Origin of the sequence: Rhodobacter lacus (genome assembly GCF_042683065.1) — a bacterium.
GTDB classification, from domain to species: Bacteria; Pseudomonadota; Alphaproteobacteria; order Rhodobacterales; family Rhodobacteraceae; genus Rhodobacter; species Rhodobacter lacus.
Genome location: NZ_JBHUIX010000005.1, coordinates 243,003 through 265,477, shown reverse-complemented (window position 1 = coordinate 265,477; position 22,475 = coordinate 243,003). Strand labels below are relative to the sequence as shown.

The following is a 22,475-nucleotide window of genomic DNA, read 5'->3' as shown; positions in this document are numbered from 1 at the left end:
CGCCTCACCCTTTCTGTGCGGCCATCGCCTCCCGCAGGGCGTCGCAGTCCCTCCGTGCGGCGCTCGCGGGCTCTGCCGCGAAGGCGGCCTCCGCCGTGGTGAGCGCGGCCTCCGCCCCGGCCAGATCTCCGCGCGCAAGCGCGATGCGGGCGAGGCCGATATGGTTTGCGCCTGCGCGGTAATCGGCAAAGTCCCGGCTGCCCAAGGCGAGGGCGGCCTCAAAATCCGCCTGTGCGGCGCCGAGATCCTTGAGCGCCAGATGCGTGAGCGCGCGGGCCTGCAGCAGACGCGCGCGGGGGCCGGGGGCGGGGGTGTCTTCCAGCGCCGCGGCCAAATCTTCGAGCACCGTGCGCAAAAGGGCGGCGTCTTCGGTCACCTCGCCCAAATGGCGGTTGGCCATCGCAAGGTTGGCGCGGGCGCTGGCGCGATCTTGCGCGCAATCTTCGCCCTTGAGGGCGTCAAACACATCGTCGAACATCGCGACCGCTTCCGCGATCTGGACATGGTCTTGCGCCATGCGGCCCAGGGCAGCCTTCACAGTGGCAAGCGCGCTCGTGGCACTGGCCCATTCAACGGGGTTGCCCTGCGCGTTGAACACTTCAAGCACGTTGCCATAGGCTTTTGCGGCCTTTTTCAGCATCGCACCATCCTGGTGGCGCAGGCCGATCAATTCCTGAATGCCGCCCAGATTGTGCTGCGCATAGGCCCAGTTCTCGGGCTGTTTGGTGCGGGAGGCGGCCTTGGCGGCGGCGGCAAAGAGATCGGCGGCGAGGTCGAGATGCTTGCGACCGGGGCGGAACTGGCCGATCACCTGATGGCAATTGGCAAGGCTCGTTTGCGCCTGACCAAGATCGCGGCCCTTGGCGCGTTTCATCAGCGCTTTCGCGATCTCCAGCGCGACGAGCAGCCGCCAGGGGTCATTTTCGGCCTCGCCCGCCTCAAGCTCGGCATAAAGCCGCTCCACCGCGGCGCGGATCACGCCGCCCGCCGGCGCGGCCTCCTTGAGCGCGTCGAGATGGCGCGCGGCAGCGCGCTCGGGGGCGTTGCAGATCCGGTCTTGCCGGAACGCGGCTGCGCTGAGCGTCTCGCCCGCCGCGGCAAGCCGCGCTGCGGCCTCGTCGCGCGCGCCCTGATCGTTGAGCGCGGCCACCTCGGCCAGCACCGCGCCGCCTTCGGCCTTGGTTTCGGCGGCGGCTGCCAGCGCGCCGCGCAGCGCATTGGCCGCGAGGTCGGGCGCAGAGAATCGCCCGGAGGCCAGATCTGCGGCGAGTGCCGCAACAAGCGCCGCCGCGCCCCCGGCCTCGGCCCCGACCGCCATCAACTCCGCCTTCAGCGCCTCTTCCGCCCCAGATGCCACGGCCCGCTCCCGTCTCGATTGTCCATTTCCGTCAGCGGCTTCGCGCTCGCCCACGCGCGGCGAGACTAGCGCAAGGCGCGCGCCCTTGATACCGCCGATCCATGGGTGATTTCGGCGCAGCCCCGCGCCGCCTGCGCGGCCTGTTTTGCCTTGCCAAAACGGGGTTGTGGCGTTATGGGCAAGCCCTCACGGGCCCACACCCTTGGAGGGGGCCCCTTTTCATATTGGAGATACCAAATGGCCAAAGAGATCGAAACTCTCGAAGCCGAGGTGCGCACGGGGACGGGCAAGGGGGCCGCTCGCGCAGCACGTCGTGAGGGCAAGGTGCCCGGCATCGTTTATGGCGATGGCAAGGAACCGCTCGCGATCAATCTTGACTACAACAAGCTGCTCACCCGCCTGCGCAAGGGCCGCTTCCTGTCGACGCTGTTCAACCTGCACATCGACGGGCAGGAAGATGTGCGCGTGATCTGCCGCGGCGTGCAAAAAGACGTGGTGAAGGATCTGCCGACCCACATCGACTTCATGCGCACCCACCGCGCCTCGCGCATCAACCTGTTCATCCACGTGAACTTTGACAATGCCGAAGCGAGCCCCGGCCTGAAGCGTGGCGGCACGCTGACGATCGTGCGCCCCGAGGTGGAGCTTGAAGTGATGGCCGGCGATATCCCGGATCACATCACCGTGGACCTGGGCGGCCGTCAGATCGGCGAAGTCATCCACATCAATGACATCCCGCTGCCGGAAGGCTGCAAGCCGACGATCGACCGCAACTTCGTCGTGGCCAATATCACGGCGCCCTCGGGCCTCGTGTCTTCGGACAACGAAGAAGCCGAAGCCTGATCGGGGCCTCGGAGACATGTTGCAAAACGCCGGGCCTGAGGTCCGGCGTTTTCGTTTGCAGCGCCCCCGCCCAGGGCCCTTTTGCCTTCGACTTTGGGCAAATATCCCGGGGGTGAATTCGGCGCAGCCGAAGAGGGGGCTGGCCCCCTGCGCCCCGCATCGCTAAAACCACGGCCAAAGGAGAGACGCGATGCAGCTTTGGGTCGGCCTTGGCAATCCCGGTGCGAAATATGCCGCAAACCGGCACAATATCGGCTTCATGGCGGTGGACCGGATCGCCGCAGACCACGGCTTTGCACCCTGGAAAAAGGCGTTTCAGGGGCAGGTGAGCGAGGGCCGGTTCGGCGCGGCGCGGGTGCTGCTGCTCAAGCCAGAGACCTTCATGAACCTGTCGGGCCAGTCGGTGCGCGCGGCGGCGGATTTCTACAAGGTGCCGGTCGAGGCGATCACCGTCTTTCACGACGAGCTTGATCTCGCGCCGGGCAAATGCCGGCTCAAGACCGGCGGCGGGCATGCGGGCCACAACGGGCTGCGCTCGATCCATCAGCATATGGGCGAGGCCTATGCGCGGGTGCGACTTGGCATTGGCCATCCGGGCGACAAGGCCCGGGTGGCGGGCTATGTGCTCTCCGATTTCGCCAAGGCGGAGGCGGACTGGCTCGATGATCTGATGCGCGGGATCTCGGACGGCGCTCCGGCGCTCGCGGCGGGGGAGGGCGCAAAATTCCTCAATGCCGTGGCGCTGAGGATGGCGCCGCCGCGCGCCTCCACCGGCACGCGCCCCGATGCGGGGCGGGCAAAACCAGAGCCGAAAGAGGGGCCCGCGCCGAAGCCCGACCTTCCGGCCGAGGAGACCCGGTCGGCGCTTGAAAAGCTCGCCGACCGGTTCAGGCGCTGAGCCTTACCAATGCCCGGTATTGGGCATCGAGAGCCAGGGCTCGGCCGGCGCGCGCGGCGCGCCCTGTTGCAAAAGCTCGATCGAGGCATTGTCGGGGCTGCGCACAAAGGCCATGCGGCCATCGCGCGGCGGGCGGTTGATCGTGACGCCATTGGCCTGCAGATGCGCGCAGGTCGCGTAAATGTCTTCGACCTCATAGGCGAGATGGCCGAAATGGCGGCTGTCGGACGGCAGGCCCGTGTCGCCATCCCAATTGTAAGTCAACTCGACCGGGCATTCCTCCTGGCCTTCGGGCGCCATGAAGACGAGCGTGAACCGGCCCGCCTCGCTCTCGATGCGGCGCGTCTCGCGCAGGCCCAAAAGGGCAAAGAATGCGATCGAGCGCTCCAGGTCGAGCACCCGCAACATCGTGTGCAGGTAACGGATCTGCATCGGTTTTCTCCTTATGTCGGTGGCGCGAGTGTAGTCCCATGCGCCCCGGCGGCAAGCTCAGAACACCGATTTTACCCCGAGCGTGAGGCCGAATTCGCGGCTGTCATAAAGCAGGTGGTTGGAGCGGTTGCGGCTGAAGCTGGCGCCGATCTCGGGGGCAAAGCCCATATATTGCACGCGCGGCAGCACCGCCGAGACACCAAGATCGAGCTTGCGATCTTCCCGGCCGGAGTCGTAATCGCGCGTCTCAAGCCCGAGATCGAAGCGGAACGCCGCGCCAAAAAGCGGGCGCGCAAGGTCATAGCCAAGCCCGATCCGCCCGCCGGTATAGGCGCTTGCCTCGGCCGACGAGAGCATCTGGATTGCCTGCCCCGAAAGCCGCAACCGCCCCGGCGCGCCGGCATGGGCATAGCTGAGCCCGAGGCTTTGTGCCGTGCCCGAGCGTTCGGGCGCATCAAGCCGGTGCTGCCGCTCCACGCCAACCTCGGCGCGCAGGGCATCGCGCGGGGCAAGGCGAAAATCCTTGGCGAGGCCGAGCCCGAGCCGGTTGGTGAGCGCCGCCCCGCCATAAGTGTCGTGGCGCGCGCTCACCCAGCCCTCCCACGGCGCGCGCCAGCCTTCGGGCAGGCCCCGGTAAATCAGCGCGGTGTTGAGGGTCCAGAAGTCGTAATCCGACCCGTTCACGCCGGGCGCATGCTCTTTCGCACTGCCTGAAAGGCGGTTCACCGTGCCGTCGAGCCCGGCGGCAAGGGTCCATTGGCTGCGGGCCGTTTCCGCAAAGCGGTAACTCAGATCGGCGCCAAGCCGCGTTTGCAGCCCCGAAAGGGCCTGCAATTCGGCGGGCATCGGCAGGGTGTAGGGGCCAAAGCTGATGCTTTCGGTCAGCGTGCCGCCATTGATGTTGGAGACGGGCCGCACCGAGAAAGAGAGCGACCAGCGCAGCTTCTGCATCGGTTCGAGCCCGTGCAGCGCGCGCAGGGCGAGGCGCTGATGCGCCGCATCGGGGGCAAAATAGGCGGCGCGGCGCAGCCAGCCCCGCGCGGCGCCGATCTGTTCGCGCTTGAACGCGCTTTCGGCGGCGATCATCGCCGCATCATGGCGCGCGGGGCCGCGGGGCGCATCGCGATAGGCGCGCCGGGCATCGGCGCCCGCGGCGGCAAAATCGCCCGAGGCGTATTCCGCCGCGGCAAGGATCATCCGCGCCACGGCATCCTCCGGGTCGCGCTGCAAGAGCGCGCGGGCCAATCCGCTCGCGAGCGGCCCATCCTTGGCGCGATGCGCGGCCAGCGCCAGCGCGCGCGCCTGTGCCGGGCTCAGCCCCTCTTGCGCGGACAGGGGCGGGGCCGCGAGCGCAAGCAGGCCCGCGAGAGCCGCCGAGCAAAGGCGCAGCCTGCCGGGCATCTCAGGGCCGGATCAACGAGACCTGGTCGATCACGAAAGCGCCGGTCTCGCGCACCCGCACATCGGCATCGAGCGCATCAGGCCCTTCGAGCACAAGCACCCCGGCAACCTGATCGCCATTCTCGCCGCCAAAAATCCCCGCCAGCGTGCCGCTGGCGCCGGTGGCCGTGTCGCCATAGCCTTCACTGATCGGGGTGGCCTGAATCACCCCGTCGCTGTGCTGGGTGTCGCCGACCACAAGGCCCGGCAGCGTCCCGATCGCGGCACCGCTGGCATCATAGGCCACACGGTTGCCGATCGAGGTCGAGATCAGCCCGGTATTGTCGAAATCTTCGAAGTCGACGACCATCTTCACGGTGCCGCTCGAGAAGCCATGCGCGCCGCCGGTCTCGTAGATGCGGATGCCCTGATAGGTGCCTTCATAGGTGGCCTGGGCATCGGTGGGCAGGTCGATATCGCCGGTGCCGCGGAACATCGTGCCGGAATAGCCGTAGTCGATATAGCTGTCGGTCGCGGCAACGCTCGCGGCGGTGAGCGGGTTGGAGCCCTGCACATAGAGCGCGTAGTAATTCCGCGCCCCGTCGGCGTTGCGATAGACCTGCTGGCCGTCAACCGTCAGCCCGTCCACCTTCTGATAGGTGCCGTCGAGGTCGAAGGGCAGGTTGTTGATGTGGATCTCATCCTTGGTGGCGTCGTAGGTGAAGGAATTGGCCTCGTCCATGCAGACGATGGTGGTGCCGTCACACACGCCGCCCGAAGGCGTGTTCGAGCTGTCGTCGCCGCCTGCCGGTCCGGTGATCGCCGCACCGTCACAGGCTGCCAACCCCAGCAAAGCCACGAAGGGCAAAGCCTGTCTGATCATTTTATATCTTTCGTTTATCGCTCGATTTGCTCCCAACCTGCCGAAATGGGCCTGAAAAGTCAATTTCGTTCAAATTTTCTGGACCTTCCGGCGGGAGCCGTGCCCCGGGCGCGACACCCCTTCCCGCGCCTTCGGGCGGCGCCACACGATCTCGCGGTTCCGTGAGACGGCCCGGCCAGATATAGTCTGCCCGATTCTGTCTCTGGAGGCCCCCATGTCGCTCACCCCCGAACAACGCGCCGAGATCGCCGCGCAACGCGAAGCTGCCACGCCCACGCTGCGCGCCACCTCCCCCGGCATGGAGGCGCGGCTCTACACCGCGCATGACGTGCTCGACCACGGGCTGATCCGCGTGATCGACTATATGGGCGACGATGCCGCGATCTGTCAGGCGGCGCGGGTCAGCTACGGGCGCGGCACCAAGGCGGTGTCGGATGACCGCGGGCTGATCCGCTATCTGATGCGGCACTGGCATTCGACGCCCTTCGAGATGTGCGAGATCAAGGTGCATGTGAAGCTGCCGGTGTTCGTGGCGCGGCAATGGATCCGCCACCGCACCGCCAATGTGAACGAATATTCCGCACGCTATTCGATCTTGGACCGCGAGTTCTACATCCCCGCGCCCGACCAGCTTGCCGCGCAATCGGTGGTGAACAATCAGGGCCGCGGCCAGCTTCTTGAGGGGGCGGAGGCGGCGCGCGTGCTCGATTTGCTGCGCGAGGATGCGATGCGCGCCTATGACCATTACGAAGACATGCTGACGCCCGACGCAGACACCGGCAAGCTTGGCCTTGCGCGCGAACTGGCGCGGATGAACCTGCCTGCGAACATCTACACGCAATGGTATTGGAAGATCGACCTGCACAACCTGTTCCACTTCCTGCGCCTGCGGGCCGATGTGCATGCGCAATACGAGATCCGGGTCTATGCGCAGGTGCTGTGCGAGATCGTGAAGGATTGGGTGCCGCAGGCCTATGAGGCGTTCGAGGATTATCGCCTCGGCGCGGTGAGCGTGTCCTCCAAGGCGAAAGAGGTGCTGAAGCGGCGCCTTGCGGGCGAAGCGGTGACACAGGAAACCTCCGGCCTGTCGAAAGGCGAATGGCGCGAGTTTGTGGAGGAGTGGGGGTGAACGGCTTCGGCTTTCCAATCGAGACGACGCTTCCGTATTTGCAAGTTTTTGCAGATTCACTGCAGTGGGTTGCTTGGCCCTTTGCGACTTATTTTGGTGCCCGGCTCTTTCGAGAACCTTTGGCAAAATTGTTGGAAAATCTTCGGAGTGTTTCACATGGCGAAAGCTCTGCCGTGTTCTCGCCTCCGGAGCAAGACCATCTTAGGCCTCTAAAAAACGATATTATGGACAAGCCGGTAAGTGGAAGTGAAGCTCCGCCCTCTATTTTAAATTGCGATTCAGGGGGCTTGACTGAGGCGCAAAAGATGATTCGTGAGAAGGTAAAGGAAGAGTTCGAAAGTATCCCGGATAACGTTGTGAGGGATAGAATTATTGACGCCTTGGCGATTGAGCGGATTCAGCGTCATTTTGCGTTCGCTTATGCGGATATTTTTGGGAGTCAAATCGAGGCCCTTGAGTTTCTCAACCAGAATCGTGGCTCTCTAGATATTTCAGTCGCGCGGAGGAAATTTGCCGATCTGCAAGAGAAATTGGCTCCGTTGCGTGCGTGGCGCTTTGAGCAGTATGTAAAGTATTTGGAAGATTTTAAATTAATTGAAGTCCTGCCTGACAGCGTTAAGCTGACGCCTTTAGGGAAGGAATTTATTGTGTGGATTGATTGGCTTGGCCTGTCAAAAAATAGAAATCTTTAGATTTTTTCGTCCCCGCTGCCCTTGGACTGATGCGGGCCTGTGGCGCCAGCGTCGTCACACTCCGTAATAGTCGCGATACCAGTCCACAAAGGCCTGCACCCCTTCGGGGACGCGGGTTTTGGGGGTGTAGCCGGTGAGGCGCTCAAGCAGCGTCGTGTCGGCCCAGGTGGCGGGCACGTCGCCGGGCTGCATGTCCATCAGGTTGCGCGTGGCCCGCTTGCCCGTCGCCGCTTCGATTGCCGCGATGTAATCGACAAGCTGCACCGGCTCCGAATTCCCGATATTCACCACCCGGAACGGCGCCACCGGGGAGAGGCTGTCGCCGTCTGCCACCACGCCCGCTTCGGGGCGCACCGGCACTGCCTCGATCAGCAGCATGATTGCGGCCACGAGATCGGTGACATAGGTAAAGTCGCGCTTCATGTCGCCGTGGTTATACACGTCGATCGCGCGGCCCTCGAGGATCGCCTTGGTGAACTTGAACAGCGCCATGTCGGGCCGGCCCCAGGGCCCGTAAACTGTGAAGAAGCGGAACATCGTCACCGGCAGGCCAAACAGATGTGCATAGGAATGCGCCATCGATTCGGTCGCCTTTTTGGTGGCGGCGTAAAAGCTCATCTGATGGTCGGCCTTTGCCGTCTCGGCATAGGGCATCACGGTATTGGCGCCGTAGGCCGAGGAGGTGGAGGCCAAAAGCATATGCGCGGGCGGAAAGGCGCGCGCGGCTTCCAGGATCTCGAAGGTGCCGGTGATATTGCTCTCCAGGTAGGAGCGCGGGTTCTCGATCGAGTAGCGCACGCCCGCCTGCGCCGCGAGATGGATCACCACATCGGGGCGATGCGCCTCAAACAGCCCCATCATCCGGCCGGGCGCCTCGATCCCGTCATTGAGGATGGTAAAGCCCGGATTTTGCAGCAGCATTGCCTGACGGCGCTGCTTCAGCCGGACATCGTAATAATCGTTGAGATTGTCGATCCCGACCACGCGCCAGCCCGCTGCCAGAAGCGCCTGCGCGAGGTGATAGCCGATGAAACCTGCCGCGCCGGTGACCAGCGCGGTGCGGGCGGGTTGGGCGGTGGGCTGGGTCATCGGGCGCTCCCTGGCTGGCTCCCCCGCTTCTCCGCCAGTTTCAGCCCGGATGCAAGCCGGGGCACCGGGGCGGAGAGGGGGGCAACTTCAGGTTTATTGACGCGGCGTTTACTGTCGCTTGCCGGGTGAAAACTTGGTATCCTGACAGCGTAAAGACCTTTTTGTGACAGAGTAACGATTGGAGAGAGCGTGGGAACGCACAACCGCCCTCGTGATCTGGTGCCGCGCGCCTGCGCAAGATCGGGCTCCGATCTGCTCGGCTGGCAGCTTTGCACGGGGCCCGAGGGGCTCTCGGTGATCCTGCAAGGCGCCGCCGACGAGCCGCCGATGCCGCTTTCTGCCTTTGCCGAGGCTTTCGTGCCAGCGGATCAGCCGCGGGTGATCACCTTTTTGGCCGCGCAGGCGGCGCGGGTGCCGCAGTTGGCGCACTGGCCCCTGGGCGGGGGCGGCGCGCGCGCTGGCGCGGTGCGGCGCGGCCCGCTTTCGGGGCTTCCGGGGGCGAGCCTGCAAGGGCGCATGCGCTGGGCACCGGACGATTCCGAGGTGATTTTGACCAGCCTTGAGGTGGGCGCCGCCGATCCGCCCGGCTCTGGCTGGCTCTTGCGGCTCGATACGGCTTTTGCCGTGGCGCGCGGCGCGCTGGAACGGGTTGCGGTAACGCCCGCTCAATGCTGGAGCCTCACCTACCCGGACCGCCGGCTGGAGGTGTCTGCGCTGTGGAAGGCCCGTATCGGCTATGCGGCGGACGAGCTTGAAAATTTCTCGCTTGAGGAATGGGCGCAACTGAGCCACCCCGACGATATTGCCGCGTTTGACCGCGCCGATGTGCAGGCGCGGTTGCGCGCGGGAGAAGCGGTGCAGATCCTGTCGCGGTTGCGGCATCGCAATGGCGAATGGATCAGCGTGCTCTCGCACAGCCGGGCGGTGCGCTGGCGCCTCACCGGCGAGGTCAGCCGGGTGGTTGGCTGCGACATCGAGATTTCCGCCGTGTCGTTGCTGGAAGATGTGTCGCTTGAGGCCTCCCTCGCGCAGGAGCGCGAGCGTCTGGCGCATCTTCTGGACGTGTTGCCCTCTGGCAAGATCGTGCTCGACAGCGCGGGGCAGGTGGTCTTTTGCAACCCCGAGGCGGGCACACTGCTGGGGCTTGGTCTGAAGGAGAGTGTCGGCTGGCCGGTCGTCGCTTTGCTGGCGCCCGAGGAGGGGCGAGAGGAGCTGGAGGAGGCGCTCGCGGATTCCGAGAGCTTCAGCCAGCTGCGTTTGCACCGGCGCCGCGCAGGCAAGCGGCAAGTGCTGCAAGTTGATATTGCTCCGCTGCCCGACCCGAGCTTCCGGGCGCGCCAGCTTGTGTCACTGAGCGATGTCACCCAGCTCTTTGATTTGCAGCGCCAGCTTGAATATTCGATCGAAAATGCCCGCTTCATTGCCACGCATGACTTGATGACCGGCCTGCCGGACCGGTTCTTGTTGATGCGTCGGCTGGAGGAAACCCTGCGGCGCGCGCGCGTGCTGGATGGGGCGGTTGCGGTGCTGGCGATCGAATTTGACAATTACCGGCTCATCCATGACACGCTCGGCCATGAAACTGCGGGGCAGGTGATCAAGCTTGCGGCCAAGCGGCTCGAGACCGGCCTGCCAGAGGGGGCGGTGCTGGCGCGGGTGAACGAGGGGCAGTTCGTGATTCTGCTGCCCGGGGTTGGGGCGCGTGCCGCGGAGGCGCGCGGCTGGGAAATTGTGCGCGCCTTTGCGCGGCCTTTGCATCTGCCGCAACGGCAGTTTTTCCTGACCGCTTCGATCGGGGTGAGCCTTTCGCCTTGCGGTGGGGAAAGCGCAGAGAGGCTGCTGCGGACCGCCGATATGGCGATGCACCAGTCTCAGGCGCGCGGGCGCAATACCGTCACGCGGTTCTCCGCCGAACTCGGCTCCGTGTTCGAGCGGCGCAGCGCGGTGGCCCAATCTTTGCACCGCGCGCTGGAGGCGGGGCGGTTCGAGCTGTTCTTGCAACCAAAGTTCGAAGTCGTCCCCGAACCGACCGCGCGACACTGGAGGGTGGCGGGGGTAGCGGTGCGGCTTGCGGGGGCAGAGGCGTTGCTGCGGCTCACGGATGCCGAGCTTGGTCCGGTCTCGCCGGGCGAGTTCATCCCGGTGGCGGAGGTGGACGGGCTCGTTTGTGCGATCGACCGGGATGTGATGCGGCTTGCAGGTGCCATGCTGGCGGGCTGGGCGGCGCGCGGCATCACCCTCCCTGTTGCGGTCAACCTCAATGCTGCCACGCTCGATGATCCGCATCGCGCCGATCTGGCCGAAGAACTGGCGCAGGCGGGGCTGCTGCCGCAGCAGGTGATGATCGAGCTGACCGAAACCGGGATCGCCCAGCCCGTGGCAGCGCGCCAGCGCAACCTGCGCCGGCTGGAAGCGGCGGGATATCGCATTTCTGTCGATGATTTCGGCACCGGTCAGTCTGCGCTGGGCGCGCTTCAGGATCTGCCTGTCACCGAGTTGAAGATTGACCGCTCCTTCGTCTGCGCGCTCGATGGCCCCGCGCCCGAGCGTGCGCTGGCGATCGTGCGGGCGATTTTGGCGATGGCGCGGGCGCTTGGGCTGAAGGCGATTGCCGAAGGGGTGGAAACCGAGGCGCAATTCGAAATCCTCCGCGCCGAGGGATGCACGATGATGCAGGGCTTTTTGCTGGGGCGCCCGGTTGATCGGGCCCAGTTCGAGGCGCTTTACCTGTCGGAGGGTGCCGCCCTGGCGCCGCGTTCCGCGCCCGACATTTGCAGGGAGGGCCTCGCATGACCTCCCCCCCGCATCGACTCGGCCGCCCCGACACGCCCGAATCGCGGGCGCGCTGGCTTTATGAAACCGGCGGGCTCAGCGCGGAAGAGATCGGTTGGCGGCTTGGGCTGTCCGTGGTGCGGGTGAACGCGCTTCTTGAAGCCGGAATGGCGCAGGCGGTGGCACTGCCGGGGGGCGCGAACGGGGCGCGGCTGATGCGCCAGCTCTCGCAAGAGTTGCGCGATACGTTCGGGTTGCGCGCGGTGCATCTGGCGCCGCTTGGCCCCGGGGAAGGCGATCCGCGGCCCGCCCTCGCCGCCACGGCGGCGCGCTGGCTCACCCGGCTCGTGCAATCCCACGCGGCGCCGAAAATCGTGGGGCTGACGCATGGGCGCACCCTTGCCGCGATGGCGCGGCAACTGCCCGAGATCCGGGCGCCGGGCTTGCGTTTCGTTTCCCTTGCCGGAGATTTGACGCCCGCCCATACCGCATATCCACATGCGGTGATGAACCATCTGGCGCAGCGTTTTGGTGCGCAGGCCTTTCCGTTGCCCGTAACGCTTTATGTGTCGAGCCCCGAGGAGCGCGCCGAGTTGATGGCGCTGCCGATGGTGGCCCGGGTGATCGCGCTGATGCAGGAGGCGGATCTGTGGGTCGTGGGCATTGGCGGCGTCTCCGCCGAGCATCAGCTGATCAGAACCGGCATGCTGCCGCAGAGCGGGCTTGAGGAGCTTGCCGGGCTTGGCGCCGAATGTGAGGTGCTGGGGCGGTTCTTTGACGGGGAAGGGCGGGAGCTTGAGACCCGGCTGGCCCGGTGCACGCTGTCGCCTGAACCGAAGGAGTTTTCCCGTCACCGGCTGGTTGCCCTGGCCGGCGGGGCGGCGAAAGTCGGCCCGATCCGCGCCGCGCTGCGCGGGGGACTGGTGCAGGAGCTGATCACCGACAGCCACACCGCCGTGGCCCTTCTCGCCCCCGAGGCCCGGGGGAAATACGCGCTCTTGATCGAGTGAGCGCGTGCGCCGGAGACAACGCCGGACAGGGGCGCAGGAAATCGCACGATTTCGTGCTTCTGTGCTTGACGGGGGCGCACGGGATGCGTAGAAGCCAGCGCACGCCCGGGCCACGGTCCGGGAGAAATGCGCGGTTGTAGCTCAGTTGGTTAGAGTACCGGCCTGTCACGCCGGGGGTCGCGGGTTCGAGCCCCGTCAACCGCGCCACTTTCCAAGGCCCCTGCCTCACGGCGGGGGCCTTTGGTTTTGCCCCGTGGGGGGGGCGGCGCGGTATTTTGGTTTCGCGCTTGACGGCTTCTCTGCCAGCCGCTAATCAGCCCGTCATCGCGCGGTTGTAGCTCAGTTGGTTAGAGTACCGGCCTGTCACGCCGGGGGTCGCGGGTTCGAGCCCCGTCAACCGCGCCACTTTCTCATCCCTGCTGGACGCATTCGCCCCGCTCGCGTATCACGCGAGGCGACGGAGGGCTGATGATGCTTGATGAGACGGATGCAAAAACCCTGATCGACCGGATGGGCGTGGCGGCACGCGACGCGGCGGCGGAGCTTGCCTATGCGCCGCCAGCCCGCAAAGAGGCGGCGCTCTTGGCGGCCGCCGATGCGGTTTTGGCGCAGCAGGCGGAGATCCTTGCCGCCAATGCCGAAGATCTCGCCTTTGGCCGTGACAAGGGGCTCAGCCCCGCCATGATGGACCGGCTCAAGCTCGATGAAAGCCGCATTGCGGGGATTGTGGAGAGCCTGCGCGCGGTGGCTGCGCAGCGTGATCCGGTGGGGGAAGTGATCGCCGAATGGGATCGCCCGACCGGGCTCCATATCCAGCGCGTGCGCACGCCTCTCGGGGTGATTGGCGTGATCTACGAATCGCGTCCCAATGTGACGGCGGATGCGGGCGCGCTGTGCCTGAAAGCGGGCAATGCCGTGATCTTGCGCGGCGGCTCGGAGAGCTTTCATTCCTCGCGTGCGATCCATGCCTGCATGGTGGCGGGGCTCAAGGCGACCGGCCTGCCGGAGGCCGCGATCCAGCTTGTGCCGACGCGTGAGCGCGCGGCGGTGGCAGAGATGCTGCGCGCGGTGGCCCATATCGACGTGATCGTGCCGAGGGGCGGCAAAGGGCTTGTGGGCCTTGTGCAGGCCGAGGCGCGGGTGCCGGTTTTTGCCCATCTCGAAGGGATCTGCCATATCTACGCCGATGGCGCCGCCGATCTTGAGAAGGCGCGCGCCGTGGTGCTGAACGCCAAGACCCGGCGCACGGGGATTTGCGGCGCGATGGAATGCCTGCTGATCGACCGGGCGTTTTATGCCCAATATGGCGCGGTGCTGGTGGAAGATCTGCGCGATGCGGGCGTGGAGATGCGGGTGAGCGCGGATCTGGCCCATGTTCCGGGCACGGTGCGCGCGCAACCCGACGATTTCGGGCGCGAATTCCTCGACATGATCTGTGCGGCAAAGCTTGTCGACGGGGTGGATGGCGCGATCGCGCATATCCGCCGCTATGGCTCAAGCCACACCGAATCGATTCTGACCGAGGATGATGCCACCGCGGCACGGTTCTTCGAGCGGCTCGATTCGGCGATTCTGATGCGCAACGCCTCGACGCAATTTGCCGATGGCGGGGAGTTCGGCATGGGCGCAGAGATCGGCATCGCCACCGGCAAGCTGCATGCGCGCGGCCCGGTGGGCGCCGAACAGCTCACCTCCTTCAAGTATATCGTGCGCGGCAACGGCACGATTCGCTCCTGATGAAGGGCCGTTCCTGAAGGGGCCCTTGGCGGGCCAAAAGGGCGGGGGCGGCAGCCCCCGCTTCCCGCGCCGGGGCGGTCAGAACAGGATCTGGGCGCTCGTTTCGGCCACATCCCAGCTGATGCGGCGGCCCTGGTGGCCCGCTTCGCGCGGCAAAAGCGCAAATTGCACCTGTGCCGGGCTCACCGTGACAAGGCTGCCCGAGAGCCGCGACCAGAGCTCGGCATCGGGTTTGGTGCGCTTCGTTTCTGCCAGAAGCCGCCACTCGCCGCCCTCTTCGCGGATCACCACCTCGCCGCCCCAGGGGAGCGCGGGTTCGAGGCACAAAAGCCCGAGGAACACCAGTTTCACCAGCCGGCGCGGATGATCGCCCGCGGCAAGCCAGTGATATTTGAGCCGCCCGCCGCGCGACATTTCGTCGAGCACGGAGAGGATCTCGGGCGTGCCGAGGCGCTGATCCGCCGAGGCCTGACCAAAAGCGATGCGGAAGAATTTGATGCGCGCATTTGCCGCCGCAACGGCCTCGGAAATCAGCTGCACCTCCGGGCTTGCGGCCATCCCCGACATTGAAAGCAGCTCCACCCCGTTGCCGATCGCCCCCAAAGGGCTGATAAGATCATGGCAGAGTCGCGAGCCGACCAGCGCCACGAGATCGGCCTCGAGGCTGGTGGTGTCGATGGAGACGGTCAACGAAGTGTCGTGGGGCATTTCAGATTTCCCGATTGGGGGCAGGATGAACGAATTTCTCGAACCGGGGATGATGGTCCGCAATCCGCAGGCCCCCGACTGGGGCCTTGGGCAGGTGCAGTCGCGCATTGGCGACAAGGTGACGGTCAATTTTGAGCATGCGGGCAAGCAGGTGATCGACGGGCGGCGGGTTCAGTTGTCTCTCGTTATCGAAGGGCAAGGTTGACAAAAGGTTAACAGGTTGAGGCAGGGTTAACAGGCCCGGCATGCTGGCGCGACGACGAAAGCGCGCGGGCGGCCATCGGGCATTGATCGTGCGCGCCGGGCCGCTTAAATCGGCGCAAACAGAAAGGCGGACAAGATGGCGGTTGCCCCGCTAGCCTATGAAACCCGAATTACGCGCGACGCGTCCGATATCCGCGCCTCGCAGCGGCTGCGCTATCAGGTCTTCGTGGAGGAGCTTGGCGGCTCCGGCCCGCTTGTGGATCATGAAAACCGGCTCGAAACGGATGAATTCGACCCGCTTTACGATCATCTCGTGCTGCTCGACCCGAACAAGGAAGAGGGCGATCTGGCGCGGGTGGTGGGGGCTTACCGGCTTTTGCGCTCGGATCGCGCCGCAGAGATCGGGCGGTTTTATTGCGATGCGGAATATGATCTGAGCCCGCTGCGCGCCTGTGGGCGGCGGCTTTTGGAGCTGGGCCGCTCCTGTGTGCATCCCGACCATCGCGGCGGTGCGGCAATGCTGATGCTGTGGAACGCGCTCGCCGATTACGTGATTGCGCATGACATCGAGATCCTGTTTGGCGTGGCCTCCTTTCACGGCACCGATGTCGCGGCGCTGAAAGAGCCGCTGGCGTGGCTGCACCATCACCATCTCGCGCCCGAAGGGCTGCGCCCGCGCGCCTGCGCCGAACATTTTCAAAGTATGGATCTGGTGCCCGAGGTGGACCTTGATCGCCGCGCGGCGATGGAGCAGATGCCGAACCTGATCAAGGCCTATCTGCGGCTGGGGGGCTTTGTGGGCGAGGGCGCCTATGTCGACCGGCCCTTCAACACCACCGATGTGCTCCTTTTGATGGACACGCAGGCGATGTCGGAAAAGCACCGCGAGTTTTATACGCGTCGCGCCGAGGGGCGCGGATGAGGGGGCGGGCATGAGCGACCCCGCAGGCCCGGTCTGGATCGGCGATGAGCCGCCACAGATGCCGCCGCTTTCAAGCGCGGGGGGGCTTCGGCTCGTGCTGCGCGGGGCGGCGATGGTCGCGGTGTTGCTCCTCGGGCTCGGGCTCTTGCTGGCGCTGCGGCTGATCGAGCGCCCGCTCCATGGCGCCGCGCGCCCCTGGACGCCCGCGATCACCACCGCCGTTTGCCGGATGTGCCTCGCGCTCATGGGCATCCGCTACCGCGTGCAGGGGCGGCCGATGCGCCATATCGGCGCGGTGGTGGCGAACCACTCGTCCTGGCTTGATATTTTCGCGCTCAACGCCTGCCAGCAGGTCTATTTTGTCTCCAAGGCAGAGGTGGCGCGCTGGCCCTTCATCGGCTGGCTGGCGCAGGCGACGGGCACGGTTTTCATCCGCCGCGATCCGCGCGAGGCAAAGGCGCAGCAGGCGCTGTTCGAGGGGCGGCTGCGGGCGGGGCATCATCTGCTGTTCTTCCCGGAAGGCACCTCGACCGATGGCCGCCGCCTGCTGCCGTTCAAGACGACGCTGTTTCAGGCTTTCTACACCCACGGGCTCGACAAGGTGATGCAGATCCAGCCGGTGAGCGTGGTCTACCACGCGCCCGCAGGCGAGGACCCGCGCTATTACGGCTGGTGGCGGGACATGGGCTTTGGCCCGCATCTGGTGAAGGTTCTGGCGGCGCCGCGGCAGGGCGCGATCGAGGTGGTGTTCCACGATCCGCTCGATGTCGCGGCCTTTCCGTCGCGCAAGGAGCTTGCGGCGGCCTGTGAGCGCCAGGTGCGGGCCGGGCTCGATCAGGCGCTCGCGCGCGCAGAGCCGTCGCGGTAAAAGGCCAGAACGGCGAGACGGATCGCCGTGGCGAGCCCGGTTTCCTGCCCGCGGGCGGCGTCGATCTCGCTTGCAAGCGCGTTGATGCCGAGCCCGCGCGCCTCGGCCATCTCCTTGAAGCCTTTCCAGAATTCATCCTCGAGCGAAACCGAGGTGCGGTGGCCGCCAAGCGTCAGCGAATGCTTGCGGGGCGGGCTCATTCCGGGGGGCGGTCAGGGGTGTCGCGCCGCGCCCCCTCCAGCGTGGTGCGCGCCCGTTCGGCCTGCGCCTCCTCAAGTTTTTTCTGCGCCTTGGTGCGGCCGAATTTGGCGGCATTGGCATCGGCCGCGGCCCGGGCCTCGGCCTTGGCGGCGCTCTTGCGGAAACGGTTGAGGTTGACGATCTCTGCCATAGGCACAGCATCGCACGGCGCGCCAAGCTGTGCAATCCGCGCAGCGGGTGTCCGCTTTGCGCGCTTGTCTGTGCCGCTCGCCTGCGGTTCGATGGCACAAAGGAGCGCGCCATGACCCTGACCATTTCCCCCGTGACCGAGGCGGATCGCGAAGACTGGGAGGCGCTGTTTCGCGCCTATGCCGATTTTTACCACACCGATGCCCGCGCCGCCGAGCCGCAGGTCTGGGACTGGATTCGCTCTGATCCCGAGCCCTACTGGGCCGATCTTGCACGCGACGGGGCGGGACGGGCGCTCGGGCTCGTGCATTATTCGCTGATGCACCGCGCGCTTTCAGGCGCGATGGTGGTCTATCTGAGCGATCTCTACACCGTGCCCGAGGCGCGCGGGCAGGGGGTGGGGCGGGCCCTCATCGACCATGTGCGCGCCTTCGCCAGGGCGCGCGGGTTCGATTCTGTGCGCTGGCTCACCGCCGAGACCAATGCGCCCGCGCGCAGGCTTTATGACAGCTACGCCCCCGCCTCGGGGTTCATCCTTTATGCCGTGGCGCCCTGAGGTGCGCGGGCCGGGGGGCTGTCTGCCCCCCTCTGCGGCTGCGCCGCATTCACCCCCCGAGGATATTTGCACAAAGTCGAAGGCCAGACCTCTTTGCCTTCGACTTTGCGCAAATATCCCGGGGGGAGCGTAGCGGGGGGCAGAGCCCCCCTCGCGCGCAGGCACAGGGCGGCCCGAAAGCCGCCCTTGCGAGACATGCGGGTCAGATCAGCCTTTGGGGCCGATCATGTCTTCCGGGCGCACGATGCGGTCGAAGGTTTCGCCATCGACATAGCCGAGCGCGATCGCCTCTTCGCGCAGCGTCGTGCCGTTCTTGTGCGCGGTCTTTGCCACCTTGGTCGCGGCATCGTAGCCGATGGTCGGGGCGAGTGCTGTGACCAGCATCAGGCTCTCCTTCATCAGCTTGTCGATGCGCGCGGTATTGGCCTTGGTGCCCACCACCATGTTGTCGGTGAAGGCCGAGGCCGAGTCGCCCAGAAGCTGCATCGATTGCAGCACATTGTAGCTCATCATCGGGTTGTAGACGTTGAGCTCGAAATGGCCCTGGCTGCCGGCAAAGCCCACCGCCGCGTCATTGCCCATCACATGCGCGCAGACCATGGTGAGAGCCTCTGCCTGCGTCGGGTTGACCTTGCCGGGCATGATCGAGGAGCCGGGCTCGTTTTCGGGCAGGATCAGCTCGCCCAGCCCCGAGCGCGGGCCCGAGCCCAGAAGCCGCATGTCATTGGCGATCTTGAAGAGGCTCGCGGCCACGGTTTTCAGCGCGCCCGAGAAGAACACCATCGCATCATGCGCGGCGAGCGCCTCGAATTTGTTCGGCGCGGTGACGAAGGGCAGCCCGGTGATCTCGGCGATCTGCGCGGCGATGCGTTTGTCCCAGCCCACCTTGGTGTTCAGCCCGGTGCCGACCGCGGTGCCGCCTTGGGCAAGTTCATAAATATGGGTGAGGGCGAGCTTCACCCGTTCGATGCCGCGGTCCACCTGCGTCGCATAGCCCGAGAATTCCTGCCCGAGCGTGAGCGGCGTGGCATCTTGCGTATGGGTCCGGCCGATCTTGATGATGTCCTTGAACTCTTCGGACTTGGCCCAGAGCGCTTTGGAGAGCTTTTCGAGGCCCGGGATCAGCACATCGCGTGCATGACAAGCAATCGCCACATGCATCGCGGTGGGGAAGGTGTCGTTTGACGATTGCCCCATGTTGCAATGGTCGTTCGGGTGGACGGGCTTTTTCGAGCCCATCTGGCCGCCCAGCATCTCGATGGCGCGGTTCGAGATCACCTCGTTTGCGTTCATGTTCGATTGCGTGCCGGAGCCGGTTTGCCACACGACAAGCGGGAAGTTGTCATCAAACTTGCCCTCGATCACCTCGGTCGCGGCGGCAACGATGGCATCGGCGATCTCGGGCGTCATGTCGCCCTGCGCCTTGTTGACGAGGGCGGCGGCCTTCTTGATCACGCCAAGCGCGCGGATGATCGGCACCGGCTGGCGCTCCCAGCCGATCGGAAAATTCATGATCGAGCGCTGCGTTTGTGCGCCCCAGTATTTGTCGGCGGGAACTTCGAGCGGACCGAAGCTGTCGGTCTCGGTTCTGGTGGCAGTCATGTGGGCCTCCCTGATGCGAAATCTCCCGCGGTTCTAGAACCGCGGGAGGGATTTGGCAATTGGTATGCGGAGGTATACCGCCAGAACGGGGGCCCTGCTCAGGCGGCGAGCCGGAACACGCGCGCATTGGCGCACAGCGGGTGGTCGGTCAGCAGTTCGGCCAGCGCCGCTTCCACATTGCGCACCGCGCGGCAGTGGAAATAAAGCTCGGTGGTCTTGTCAAAGGCGCGTTCGCCCATGAAGCGCCCGCCCGAGCTGATCTTGTGCTTGATCCGCTCCAGAAGCTCGTCGGTCGAATGTGCGGCCTTCACGGCGGGGTCGAGCCCGGCGGTGTCCAGCTCAAGCACCAGCACCTCGGTCGAGCCGAAGCGGCGCAGCTCTTTGCCCGTCGTGTCGGCAAACCACGAGCCCTTCGGCGCTCCGAGCGACTCGAAATGCGGCACCAGCCGGTCGAGGAGCTTTTTGTCGAGCCCCTTGATCTCCATTTCGAGGGTGCAGCCCGTCACCCGCCCGGTGCCATCCATCTGCGAGGCGCCTGCGGTTACGCGGCCCACGCCCCAGGAGGCGAGCGCCTCCTGCACCGGGGCATCATAGCGTGCGGCGCGCTCCTCGGGGGTCAGGCAGGTGGGAAGATGTGCGGTGACGGCGACAGTCTGGTGTGGTTTGAGGAAATTGAACATCGGTTTGGCCGTTGTTTTGGAAGGTTATTTGCGAAACTTGTCGAGGCTGACCACCTCCGCCTCGGGGCGCGGCTTGTCGGCGCTCTCCTCGGTGATCTCGAATGCCTCCTCGGCTTCCTCCTCATCGTCTTCGTCGCTGTCTTGCGATTCGAAGCGCAGGCCGAATTCCACCGAAGGGTCGACGAAAGTGTGCACCGCATCGAAGGGAATCCAGAGCGGTTCGGGCTGGTTGCCGAAGTTGAGCGTGATGCCGAATCCCTCGCTCGTGACGGTGAGATTCTCGAACCAGTGCTGGATCACAATGGTCATCTCTTCGGGGTAGCGAGATTTCAGCCAATCCGCGATTTCCACCTTCGGCGCGCGGGTGTCGAAGGTGATGAAGAAGTGATGCGCGCCGGGCAGGCCATGCTCGGCCACCTCGTTCAGCACGGTCTGGATGAGGCCGCGCATCGCGCGATGCATGAGAGTGCCGTAGTCAATCGTACGCGTCATGGGGACCCTTTCCTTTGCGCACAGCATAGGGGATTTGCCGGGCAAGGAAAGGGGGAACGCGGCAGGCTTGGGGGGCTGCGGCAAGTGCGTCCGCGCCGGGCGGGGCGGACGCCCAAGGTTCAGCGCAATTGCTCTCCCATCAGGCAAAGCGCGGTCGCCTGCTCGGGGAGCGCGCCGATCTGCTCGAAGAACGTGATCATGTCGGTCATGTTGTAGGCTTCGGCAAAACGGCCGCCGGCAAAGCGCACCGCGACATGCGAGGCCACGTCGATCGGCTGAGCGCTGCGCCGCGTGGTGCCATGAAAGCGCAACAGCGCCCAGAGCCATTCATCGGTCTCGGCGTGGCGCAGCACGTCATAGCGCAGATCGGTGACCAGACTGCGCATCAAGGGGATGAATTCGGCGAAATCGCGCGGTGCGAGCGAGAGGCCGGGCATGATGCCATCGGCCTCTGCGTCGCGAGGAAAGAAGTCGCTGATCGCATTCAGATCGCCAGCGATCCATACGCGATCATACCAATCGCGCAGGATATCGAGCTTGCCCATTTTGTCGTCTCCGTGAGGTCGCTCCAGTTTCTGCGCGAAGCCTTGAGACGCGGTTAACGAGGCTCAGCGCGACAGCCGCACCAGACCGCCGGTCTGGCCCTTGAGCACGCCCTGATCGTCCGGCGCGGGGCGGGTGATCGCGGTGAGCAGGACCGGCACCGGGGTCCAGTAGGGGATATACCACTCCTGATCGACCTCGAGAATCAGAACCCGGTCGCGGCGCGCATCATAGGCGCCGATCAGCGAGACATGCGGCCCGTCCCAGTCGCCGGTGACAACGCCCTGATTGAAATAGACCATCGTCACATCGTTGGCCGAGGCTTCATTGGCGGCAAGGCGGGCCCGGAGCTCCGTGAGCGCTGCCGCCTCGGGCATTGCACCGGGCGCGCCGGGGTGGAAGCTGTCAATCGTCACCTTGAGGCCCATCGCCTCGGCGGCCTTGCCGGCATAGAGCGAAAGCTCGTCGAACATGATCCCGTCGCCCTCCTCGGCGGAGATCGCGGTCCAATGTGCATCGCCGACCTTTTCGAGCAGCTCGGGCTGGCGGATCACCGTGTCCTCGGCATGCGGCGGCAGGCCGGCGAGTGCGGTGACGGCGGCGGTGATCGAGGCGACGCCGCAGGCCGAAGAGGTGAACTGGGGCTTCACGAAGGGGAAAATGGCCCAGAAATCGGGCGCCGGTGCCTCGGTCAGATAGGCGTGATCGACGCTGATCGGCACGGCATTGGGGCCAAGCTTCGGCAAGGGGGTATCTTCGGCAAGGGCGGGGGCAGCGGCGACAAGGGCGGTGGCAAAGGCGAGAGCGTATTTCATCATGATCTCCGATCGTTCTGCGGCAGGGTGGGGGCGGGGCATGGGGAGCGCAAGCGCAAAGCGGCCGCGCCATGCCGCAGGCTTGGGGAGATCGGGAGAACTGCCTGAGAAAGGTGCAGGTTTCTGTTGCCAGGCACCTGCGAGCCCCGCCTAAAGCGGCTAAGCGTTAGGACTTTAGGTTTCGGTTACCCGAGCTGCTTACGCAGCCAGAGCGACCGGAGCACGGTTGTCGTTGGCAACTGTACAATTTGCACCGATAACGGTGGTAGCTCACCGGGACAAAGCAATCACCTTTACACGTTCGTCGATCCTGTTTCGGCCCCAGATGCCCCCAACGAGGGATTTGGTGGAGCCGCCGGGTACCGCCCCCGGGTCCGATCCGCTTATTCCGTGCGCGTTTATGCCCATAGTCCGGGTTGCCCCGGACAGCATCAAGATAGGGCGGGGGGGGCGCGGCTGCAAGGGGGCTGTTT

General features: G+C 65.4%; 24 protein-coding genes, 2 tRNA genes and 1 other RNA gene. 13 read left to right on the top strand and 14 right to left on the bottom strand.

Annotation, left to right across the window (positions count from 1 at the left end):
• Positions 1 to 4 precede the first annotated feature (4 nt).
• Positions 5 to 1,357, bottom strand: coding sequence for a hypothetical protein (locus tag ACFSM0_RS06395; RefSeq protein ID WP_377388436.1), 1,353 nt, complete (start codon positions 1,355 to 1,357; stop codon positions 5 to 7).
• A 237-nt stretch (positions 1,358 to 1,594) separates the two neighbouring features.
• On the opposite strand from ACFSM0_RS06395, the gene ACFSM0_RS06390 reads away from it, so the two are divergent.
• A complete protein-coding gene (locus ACFSM0_RS06390) occupies positions 1,595 to 2,200 on the top strand; it encodes a 50S ribosomal protein L25/general stress protein Ctc (RefSeq protein ID WP_377388434.1) in 606 nt (201 codons plus the stop codon).
• 190 nt (positions 2,201 to 2,390) lie between these two features.
• Positions 2,391 to 3,098, top strand: coding sequence for an aminoacyl-tRNA hydrolase (pth, locus tag ACFSM0_RS06385; RefSeq protein WP_377388432.1), 708 nt, complete (start codon positions 2,391 to 2,393; stop codon positions 3,096 to 3,098).
• Between the two features lie 3 nt (positions 3,099 to 3,101).
• Here the strand turns inward: pth and ACFSM0_RS06380 are convergent, their stop codons facing one another.
• The 3 genes from ACFSM0_RS06380 to ACFSM0_RS06370 are packed head-to-tail and all read right to left on the bottom strand — an operon-like array spanning position 3,102 to position 5,793.
• Positions 3,102 to 3,530, bottom strand: coding sequence for a VOC family protein (locus tag ACFSM0_RS06380; RefSeq protein WP_377388430.1), 429 nt, complete (start codon positions 3,528 to 3,530; stop codon positions 3,102 to 3,104).
• Between the two features lie 57 nt (positions 3,531 to 3,587).
• A complete protein-coding gene (locus ACFSM0_RS06375) occupies positions 3,588 to 4,931 on the bottom strand; it encodes a hypothetical protein (RefSeq protein WP_377388428.1) in 1,344 nt (447 codons plus the stop codon).
• 1 nt (position 4,932) lies between these two features.
• Positions 4,933 to 5,793, bottom strand: coding sequence for a hypothetical protein (locus tag ACFSM0_RS06370; RefSeq protein WP_377388426.1), 861 nt, complete (start codon positions 5,791 to 5,793; stop codon positions 4,933 to 4,935).
• A gap of 214 nt (positions 5,794 to 6,007) precedes the next feature.
• Between ACFSM0_RS06370 and thyX the strand changes: the two genes are divergently transcribed.
• Entirely contained in the window at positions 6,008 to 6,922 is a 915-nt protein-coding gene (gene thyX / locus ACFSM0_RS06365) for an FAD-dependent thymidylate synthase (RefSeq protein WP_377388424.1), read from the top strand.
• Complete coding sequence (locus ACFSM0_RS06360) at positions 6,919 to 7,614, top strand: hypothetical protein (RefSeq protein ID WP_377388422.1); 696 nt, start codon at positions 6,919 to 6,921, stop codon at positions 7,612 to 7,614. The genes thyX and ACFSM0_RS06360 overlap by 4 nt, the downstream gene beginning before the upstream one ends.
• 54 nt (positions 7,615 to 7,668) lie before the next feature.
• Here the strand turns inward: ACFSM0_RS06360 and ACFSM0_RS06355 are convergent, their stop codons facing one another.
• Positions 7,669 to 8,703, bottom strand: a complete 1,035-nt coding sequence (locus ACFSM0_RS06355; RefSeq protein WP_377388420.1) for an NAD-dependent epimerase/dehydratase family protein — start codon at positions 8,701 to 8,703, stop codon at positions 7,669 to 7,671.
• Positions 8,704 to 8,892: 189 nt separating this feature from the next.
• Here ACFSM0_RS06355 and ACFSM0_RS06350 point away from each other — a divergent pair, with 189 nt between their 5' ends.
• The 5 genes from ACFSM0_RS06350 (at position 8,893) to ACFSM0_RS06330 (ending at position 14,222) form a co-directional block, all read left to right on the top strand.
• Positions 8,893 to 11,496: a putative bifunctional diguanylate cyclase/phosphodiesterase gene (locus tag ACFSM0_RS06350; RefSeq protein WP_377388418.1), complete on the top strand. Its 2,604-nt coding sequence runs from the start codon at positions 8,893 to 8,895 to the stop codon at positions 11,494 to 11,496.
• The gene (locus ACFSM0_RS06345) at positions 11,493 to 12,485 is read left to right on the top strand and encodes a sugar-binding transcriptional regulator (protein ID WP_377388416.1); all 993 of its coding nucleotides are present in this window, start codon (positions 11,493 to 11,495) and stop codon (positions 12,483 to 12,485) included. Before ACFSM0_RS06350 ends, ACFSM0_RS06345 begins: the two co-directional genes overlap by 4 nt.
• Positions 12,486 to 12,615: 130 nt before the next feature.
• Positions 12,616 to 12,692: transfer RNA gene (locus ACFSM0_RS06340), tRNA-Asp, on the top strand.
• Between the two features lie 121 nt (positions 12,693 to 12,813).
• Positions 12,814 to 12,890 (top strand) — tRNA-Asp (locus tag ACFSM0_RS06335).
• 66 nt (positions 12,891 to 12,956) lie between these two features.
• The gene (locus ACFSM0_RS06330; RefSeq protein ID WP_377388931.1) at positions 12,957 to 14,222 is read left to right on the top strand and encodes a glutamate-5-semialdehyde dehydrogenase; all 1,266 of its coding nucleotides are present in this window, start codon (positions 12,957 to 12,959) and stop codon (positions 14,220 to 14,222) included.
• Between the two features lie 78 nt (positions 14,223 to 14,300).
• On the opposite strand, the gene ACFSM0_RS06325 is transcribed toward ACFSM0_RS06330, so the two are convergent.
• On the bottom strand, positions 14,301 to 14,930 hold the full coding sequence (locus ACFSM0_RS06325; protein ID WP_377388414.1) for a histidine phosphotransferase family protein: 630 nt from the start codon (positions 14,928 to 14,930) through the stop codon (positions 14,301 to 14,303).
• Between the two features lie 25 nt (positions 14,931 to 14,955).
• On the opposite strand from ACFSM0_RS06325, the gene ACFSM0_RS06320 reads away from it, so the two are divergent.
• The 3 genes from ACFSM0_RS06320 (at position 14,956) to olsA (ending at position 16,924) form a co-directional block, all read left to right on the top strand.
• The gene (locus tag ACFSM0_RS06320) at positions 14,956 to 15,135 is read left to right on the top strand and encodes a DUF3553 domain-containing protein (protein WP_377388929.1); all 180 of its coding nucleotides are present in this window, start codon (positions 14,956 to 14,958) and stop codon (positions 15,133 to 15,135) included.
• A 135-nt stretch (positions 15,136 to 15,270) separates the two neighbouring features.
• Positions 15,271 to 16,056: an L-ornithine N(alpha)-acyltransferase gene (gene olsB, locus ACFSM0_RS06315; protein WP_377388412.1), complete on the top strand. Its 786-nt coding sequence runs from the start codon at positions 15,271 to 15,273 to the stop codon at positions 16,054 to 16,056.
• Positions 16,057 to 16,066: 10 nt separating this feature from the next.
• Positions 16,067 to 16,924 (top strand): lyso-ornithine lipid O-acyltransferase, encoded by an 858-nt coding sequence (gene olsA / locus ACFSM0_RS06310; protein ID WP_377388410.1) that lies wholly within the window; start codon positions 16,067 to 16,069, stop codon positions 16,922 to 16,924.
• On the opposite strand, the gene ACFSM0_RS06305 is transcribed toward olsA, so the two are convergent.
• Both ACFSM0_RS06305 and ACFSM0_RS06300 read right to left on the bottom strand, forming a co-directional pair.
• Positions 16,891 to 17,124 (bottom strand): ribbon-helix-helix domain-containing protein, encoded by a 234-nt coding sequence (locus tag ACFSM0_RS06305; RefSeq protein WP_377388408.1) that lies wholly within the window; start codon positions 17,122 to 17,124, stop codon positions 16,891 to 16,893. The two genes, olsA and ACFSM0_RS06305, sit on opposite strands and share 34 nt — an antisense overlap.
• Entirely contained in the window at positions 17,121 to 17,315 is a 195-nt protein-coding gene (locus ACFSM0_RS06300; RefSeq protein ID WP_377388406.1) for a DUF4169 family protein, read from the bottom strand. The genes ACFSM0_RS06305 and ACFSM0_RS06300 overlap by 4 nt, the downstream gene beginning before the upstream one ends.
• A 111-nt stretch (positions 17,316 to 17,426) precedes the next feature.
• Here ACFSM0_RS06300 and ACFSM0_RS06295 point away from each other — a divergent pair, with 111 nt between their 5' ends.
• The gene (locus ACFSM0_RS06295; protein ID WP_377388404.1) at positions 17,427 to 17,870 is read left to right on the top strand and encodes a GNAT family N-acetyltransferase; all 444 of its coding nucleotides are present in this window, start codon (positions 17,427 to 17,429) and stop codon (positions 17,868 to 17,870) included.
• 207 nt (positions 17,871 to 18,077) lie between these two features.
• On the opposite strand, the gene fumC is transcribed toward ACFSM0_RS06295, so the two are convergent.
• The 6 genes from fumC to ssrA form a co-directional block, all read right to left on the bottom strand.
• Positions 18,078 to 19,472 carry a class II fumarate hydratase gene (fumC, locus tag ACFSM0_RS06290; RefSeq protein ID WP_377388403.1) on the bottom strand — a complete coding sequence of 465 codons (1,395 nt, stop codon included), beginning with the start codon at positions 19,470 to 19,472 and terminating at the stop codon, positions 18,078 to 18,080.
• A gap of 98 nt (positions 19,473 to 19,570) precedes the next feature.
• Positions 19,571 to 20,152: a hypothetical protein gene (locus tag ACFSM0_RS06285; RefSeq protein WP_377388401.1), complete on the bottom strand. Its 582-nt coding sequence runs from the start codon at positions 20,150 to 20,152 to the stop codon at positions 19,571 to 19,573.
• A 24-nt stretch (positions 20,153 to 20,176) separates the two neighbouring features.
• Entirely contained in the window at positions 20,177 to 20,644 is a 468-nt protein-coding gene (locus ACFSM0_RS06280; protein ID WP_377388399.1) for an SspB family protein, read from the bottom strand.
• A gap of 119 nt (positions 20,645 to 20,763) precedes the next feature.
• Positions 20,764 to 21,189 carry an ester cyclase gene (locus ACFSM0_RS06275; protein ID WP_377388397.1) on the bottom strand — a complete coding sequence of 142 codons (426 nt, stop codon included), beginning with the start codon at positions 21,187 to 21,189 and terminating at the stop codon, positions 20,764 to 20,766.
• A gap of 63 nt (positions 21,190 to 21,252) precedes the next feature.
• Positions 21,253 to 22,005: a phytochelatin synthase family protein gene (locus ACFSM0_RS06270; protein WP_377388395.1), complete on the bottom strand. Its 753-nt coding sequence runs from the start codon at positions 22,003 to 22,005 to the stop codon at positions 21,253 to 21,255.
• Between the two features lie 109 nt (positions 22,006 to 22,114).
• Positions 22,115 to 22,468: a transfer-messenger RNA gene (gene ssrA, locus ACFSM0_RS06265) on the bottom strand.
• Between the last annotated feature and the right edge of the window lie 7 nt (positions 22,469 to 22,475).

Excerpts from the sequence above, each read along its gene's own strand:
- ACFSM0_RS06325 (WP_377388414.1), bottom strand. The coding sequence starts at position 14,930 with ATGCCCCACGACACTTCGTTGACCGTCTCCATCGACACCACCAGCCTC.
- olsB (WP_377388412.1), top strand. The coding sequence starts at position 15,271 with ATGGCGGTTGCCCCGCTAGCCTATGAAACCCGAATTACGCGCGACGCG.
- ACFSM0_RS06280 (WP_377388399.1), bottom strand. The coding sequence starts at position 20,644 with ATGACGCGTACGATTGACTACGGCACTCTCATGCATCGCGCGATGCGC.
- ACFSM0_RS06285 (WP_377388401.1), bottom strand. The coding sequence starts at position 20,152 with ATGTTCAATTTCCTCAAACCACACCAGACTGTCGCCGTCACCGCACAT.
- fumC (WP_377388403.1), bottom strand. The coding sequence starts at position 19,472 with ATGACTGCCACCAGAACCGAGACCGACAGCTTCGGTCCGCTCGAAGTT.
- ACFSM0_RS06305 (WP_377388408.1), bottom strand. The coding sequence starts at position 17,124 with ATGAGCCCGCCCCGCAAGCATTCGCTGACGCTTGGCGGCCACCGCACC.
- ACFSM0_RS06300 (WP_377388406.1), bottom strand. The coding sequence starts at position 17,315 with ATGGCAGAGATCGTCAACCTCAACCGTTTCCGCAAGAGCGCCGCCAAG.
- olsA (WP_377388410.1), top strand. The coding sequence starts at position 16,067 with ATGAGCGACCCCGCAGGCCCGGTCTGGATCGGCGATGAGCCGCCACAG.
- ACFSM0_RS06375 (WP_377388428.1), bottom strand. The coding sequence starts at position 4,931 with ATGCCCGGCAGGCTGCGCCTTTGCTCGGCGGCTCTCGCGGGCCTGCTT.
- ACFSM0_RS06370 (WP_377388426.1), bottom strand. The coding sequence starts at position 5,793 with ATGATCAGACAGGCTTTGCCCTTCGTGGCTTTGCTGGGGTTGGCAGCC.
- pth (WP_377388432.1), top strand. The coding sequence starts at position 2,391 with ATGCAGCTTTGGGTCGGCCTTGGCAATCCCGGTGCGAAATATGCCGCA.
- ACFSM0_RS06380 (WP_377388430.1), bottom strand. The coding sequence starts at position 3,530 with ATGCAGATCCGTTACCTGCACACGATGTTGCGGGTGCTCGACCTGGAG.
- ACFSM0_RS06270 (WP_377388395.1), bottom strand. The coding sequence starts at position 22,005 with ATGATGAAATACGCTCTCGCCTTTGCCACCGCCCTTGTCGCCGCTGCC.
- ACFSM0_RS06345 (WP_377388416.1), top strand. The coding sequence starts at position 11,493 with ATGACCTCCCCCCCGCATCGACTCGGCCGCCCCGACACGCCCGAATCG.
- ACFSM0_RS06320 (WP_377388929.1), top strand. The coding sequence starts at position 14,956 with ATGAACGAATTTCTCGAACCGGGGATGATGGTCCGCAATCCGCAGGCC.
- ACFSM0_RS06275 (WP_377388397.1), bottom strand. The coding sequence starts at position 21,189 with ATGGGCAAGCTCGATATCCTGCGCGATTGGTATGATCGCGTATGGATC.
- ACFSM0_RS06355 (WP_377388420.1), bottom strand. The coding sequence starts at position 8,703 with ATGACCCAGCCCACCGCCCAACCCGCCCGCACCGCGCTGGTCACCGGC.
- thyX (WP_377388424.1), top strand. The coding sequence starts at position 6,008 with ATGTCGCTCACCCCCGAACAACGCGCCGAGATCGCCGCGCAACGCGAA.
- ACFSM0_RS06330 (WP_377388931.1), top strand. The coding sequence starts at position 12,957 with ATGCTTGATGAGACGGATGCAAAAACCCTGATCGACCGGATGGGCGTG.
- ACFSM0_RS06295 (WP_377388404.1), top strand. The coding sequence starts at position 17,427 with ATGACCCTGACCATTTCCCCCGTGACCGAGGCGGATCGCGAAGACTGG.
- ACFSM0_RS06390 (WP_377388434.1), top strand. The coding sequence starts at position 1,595 with ATGGCCAAAGAGATCGAAACTCTCGAAGCCGAGGTGCGCACGGGGACG.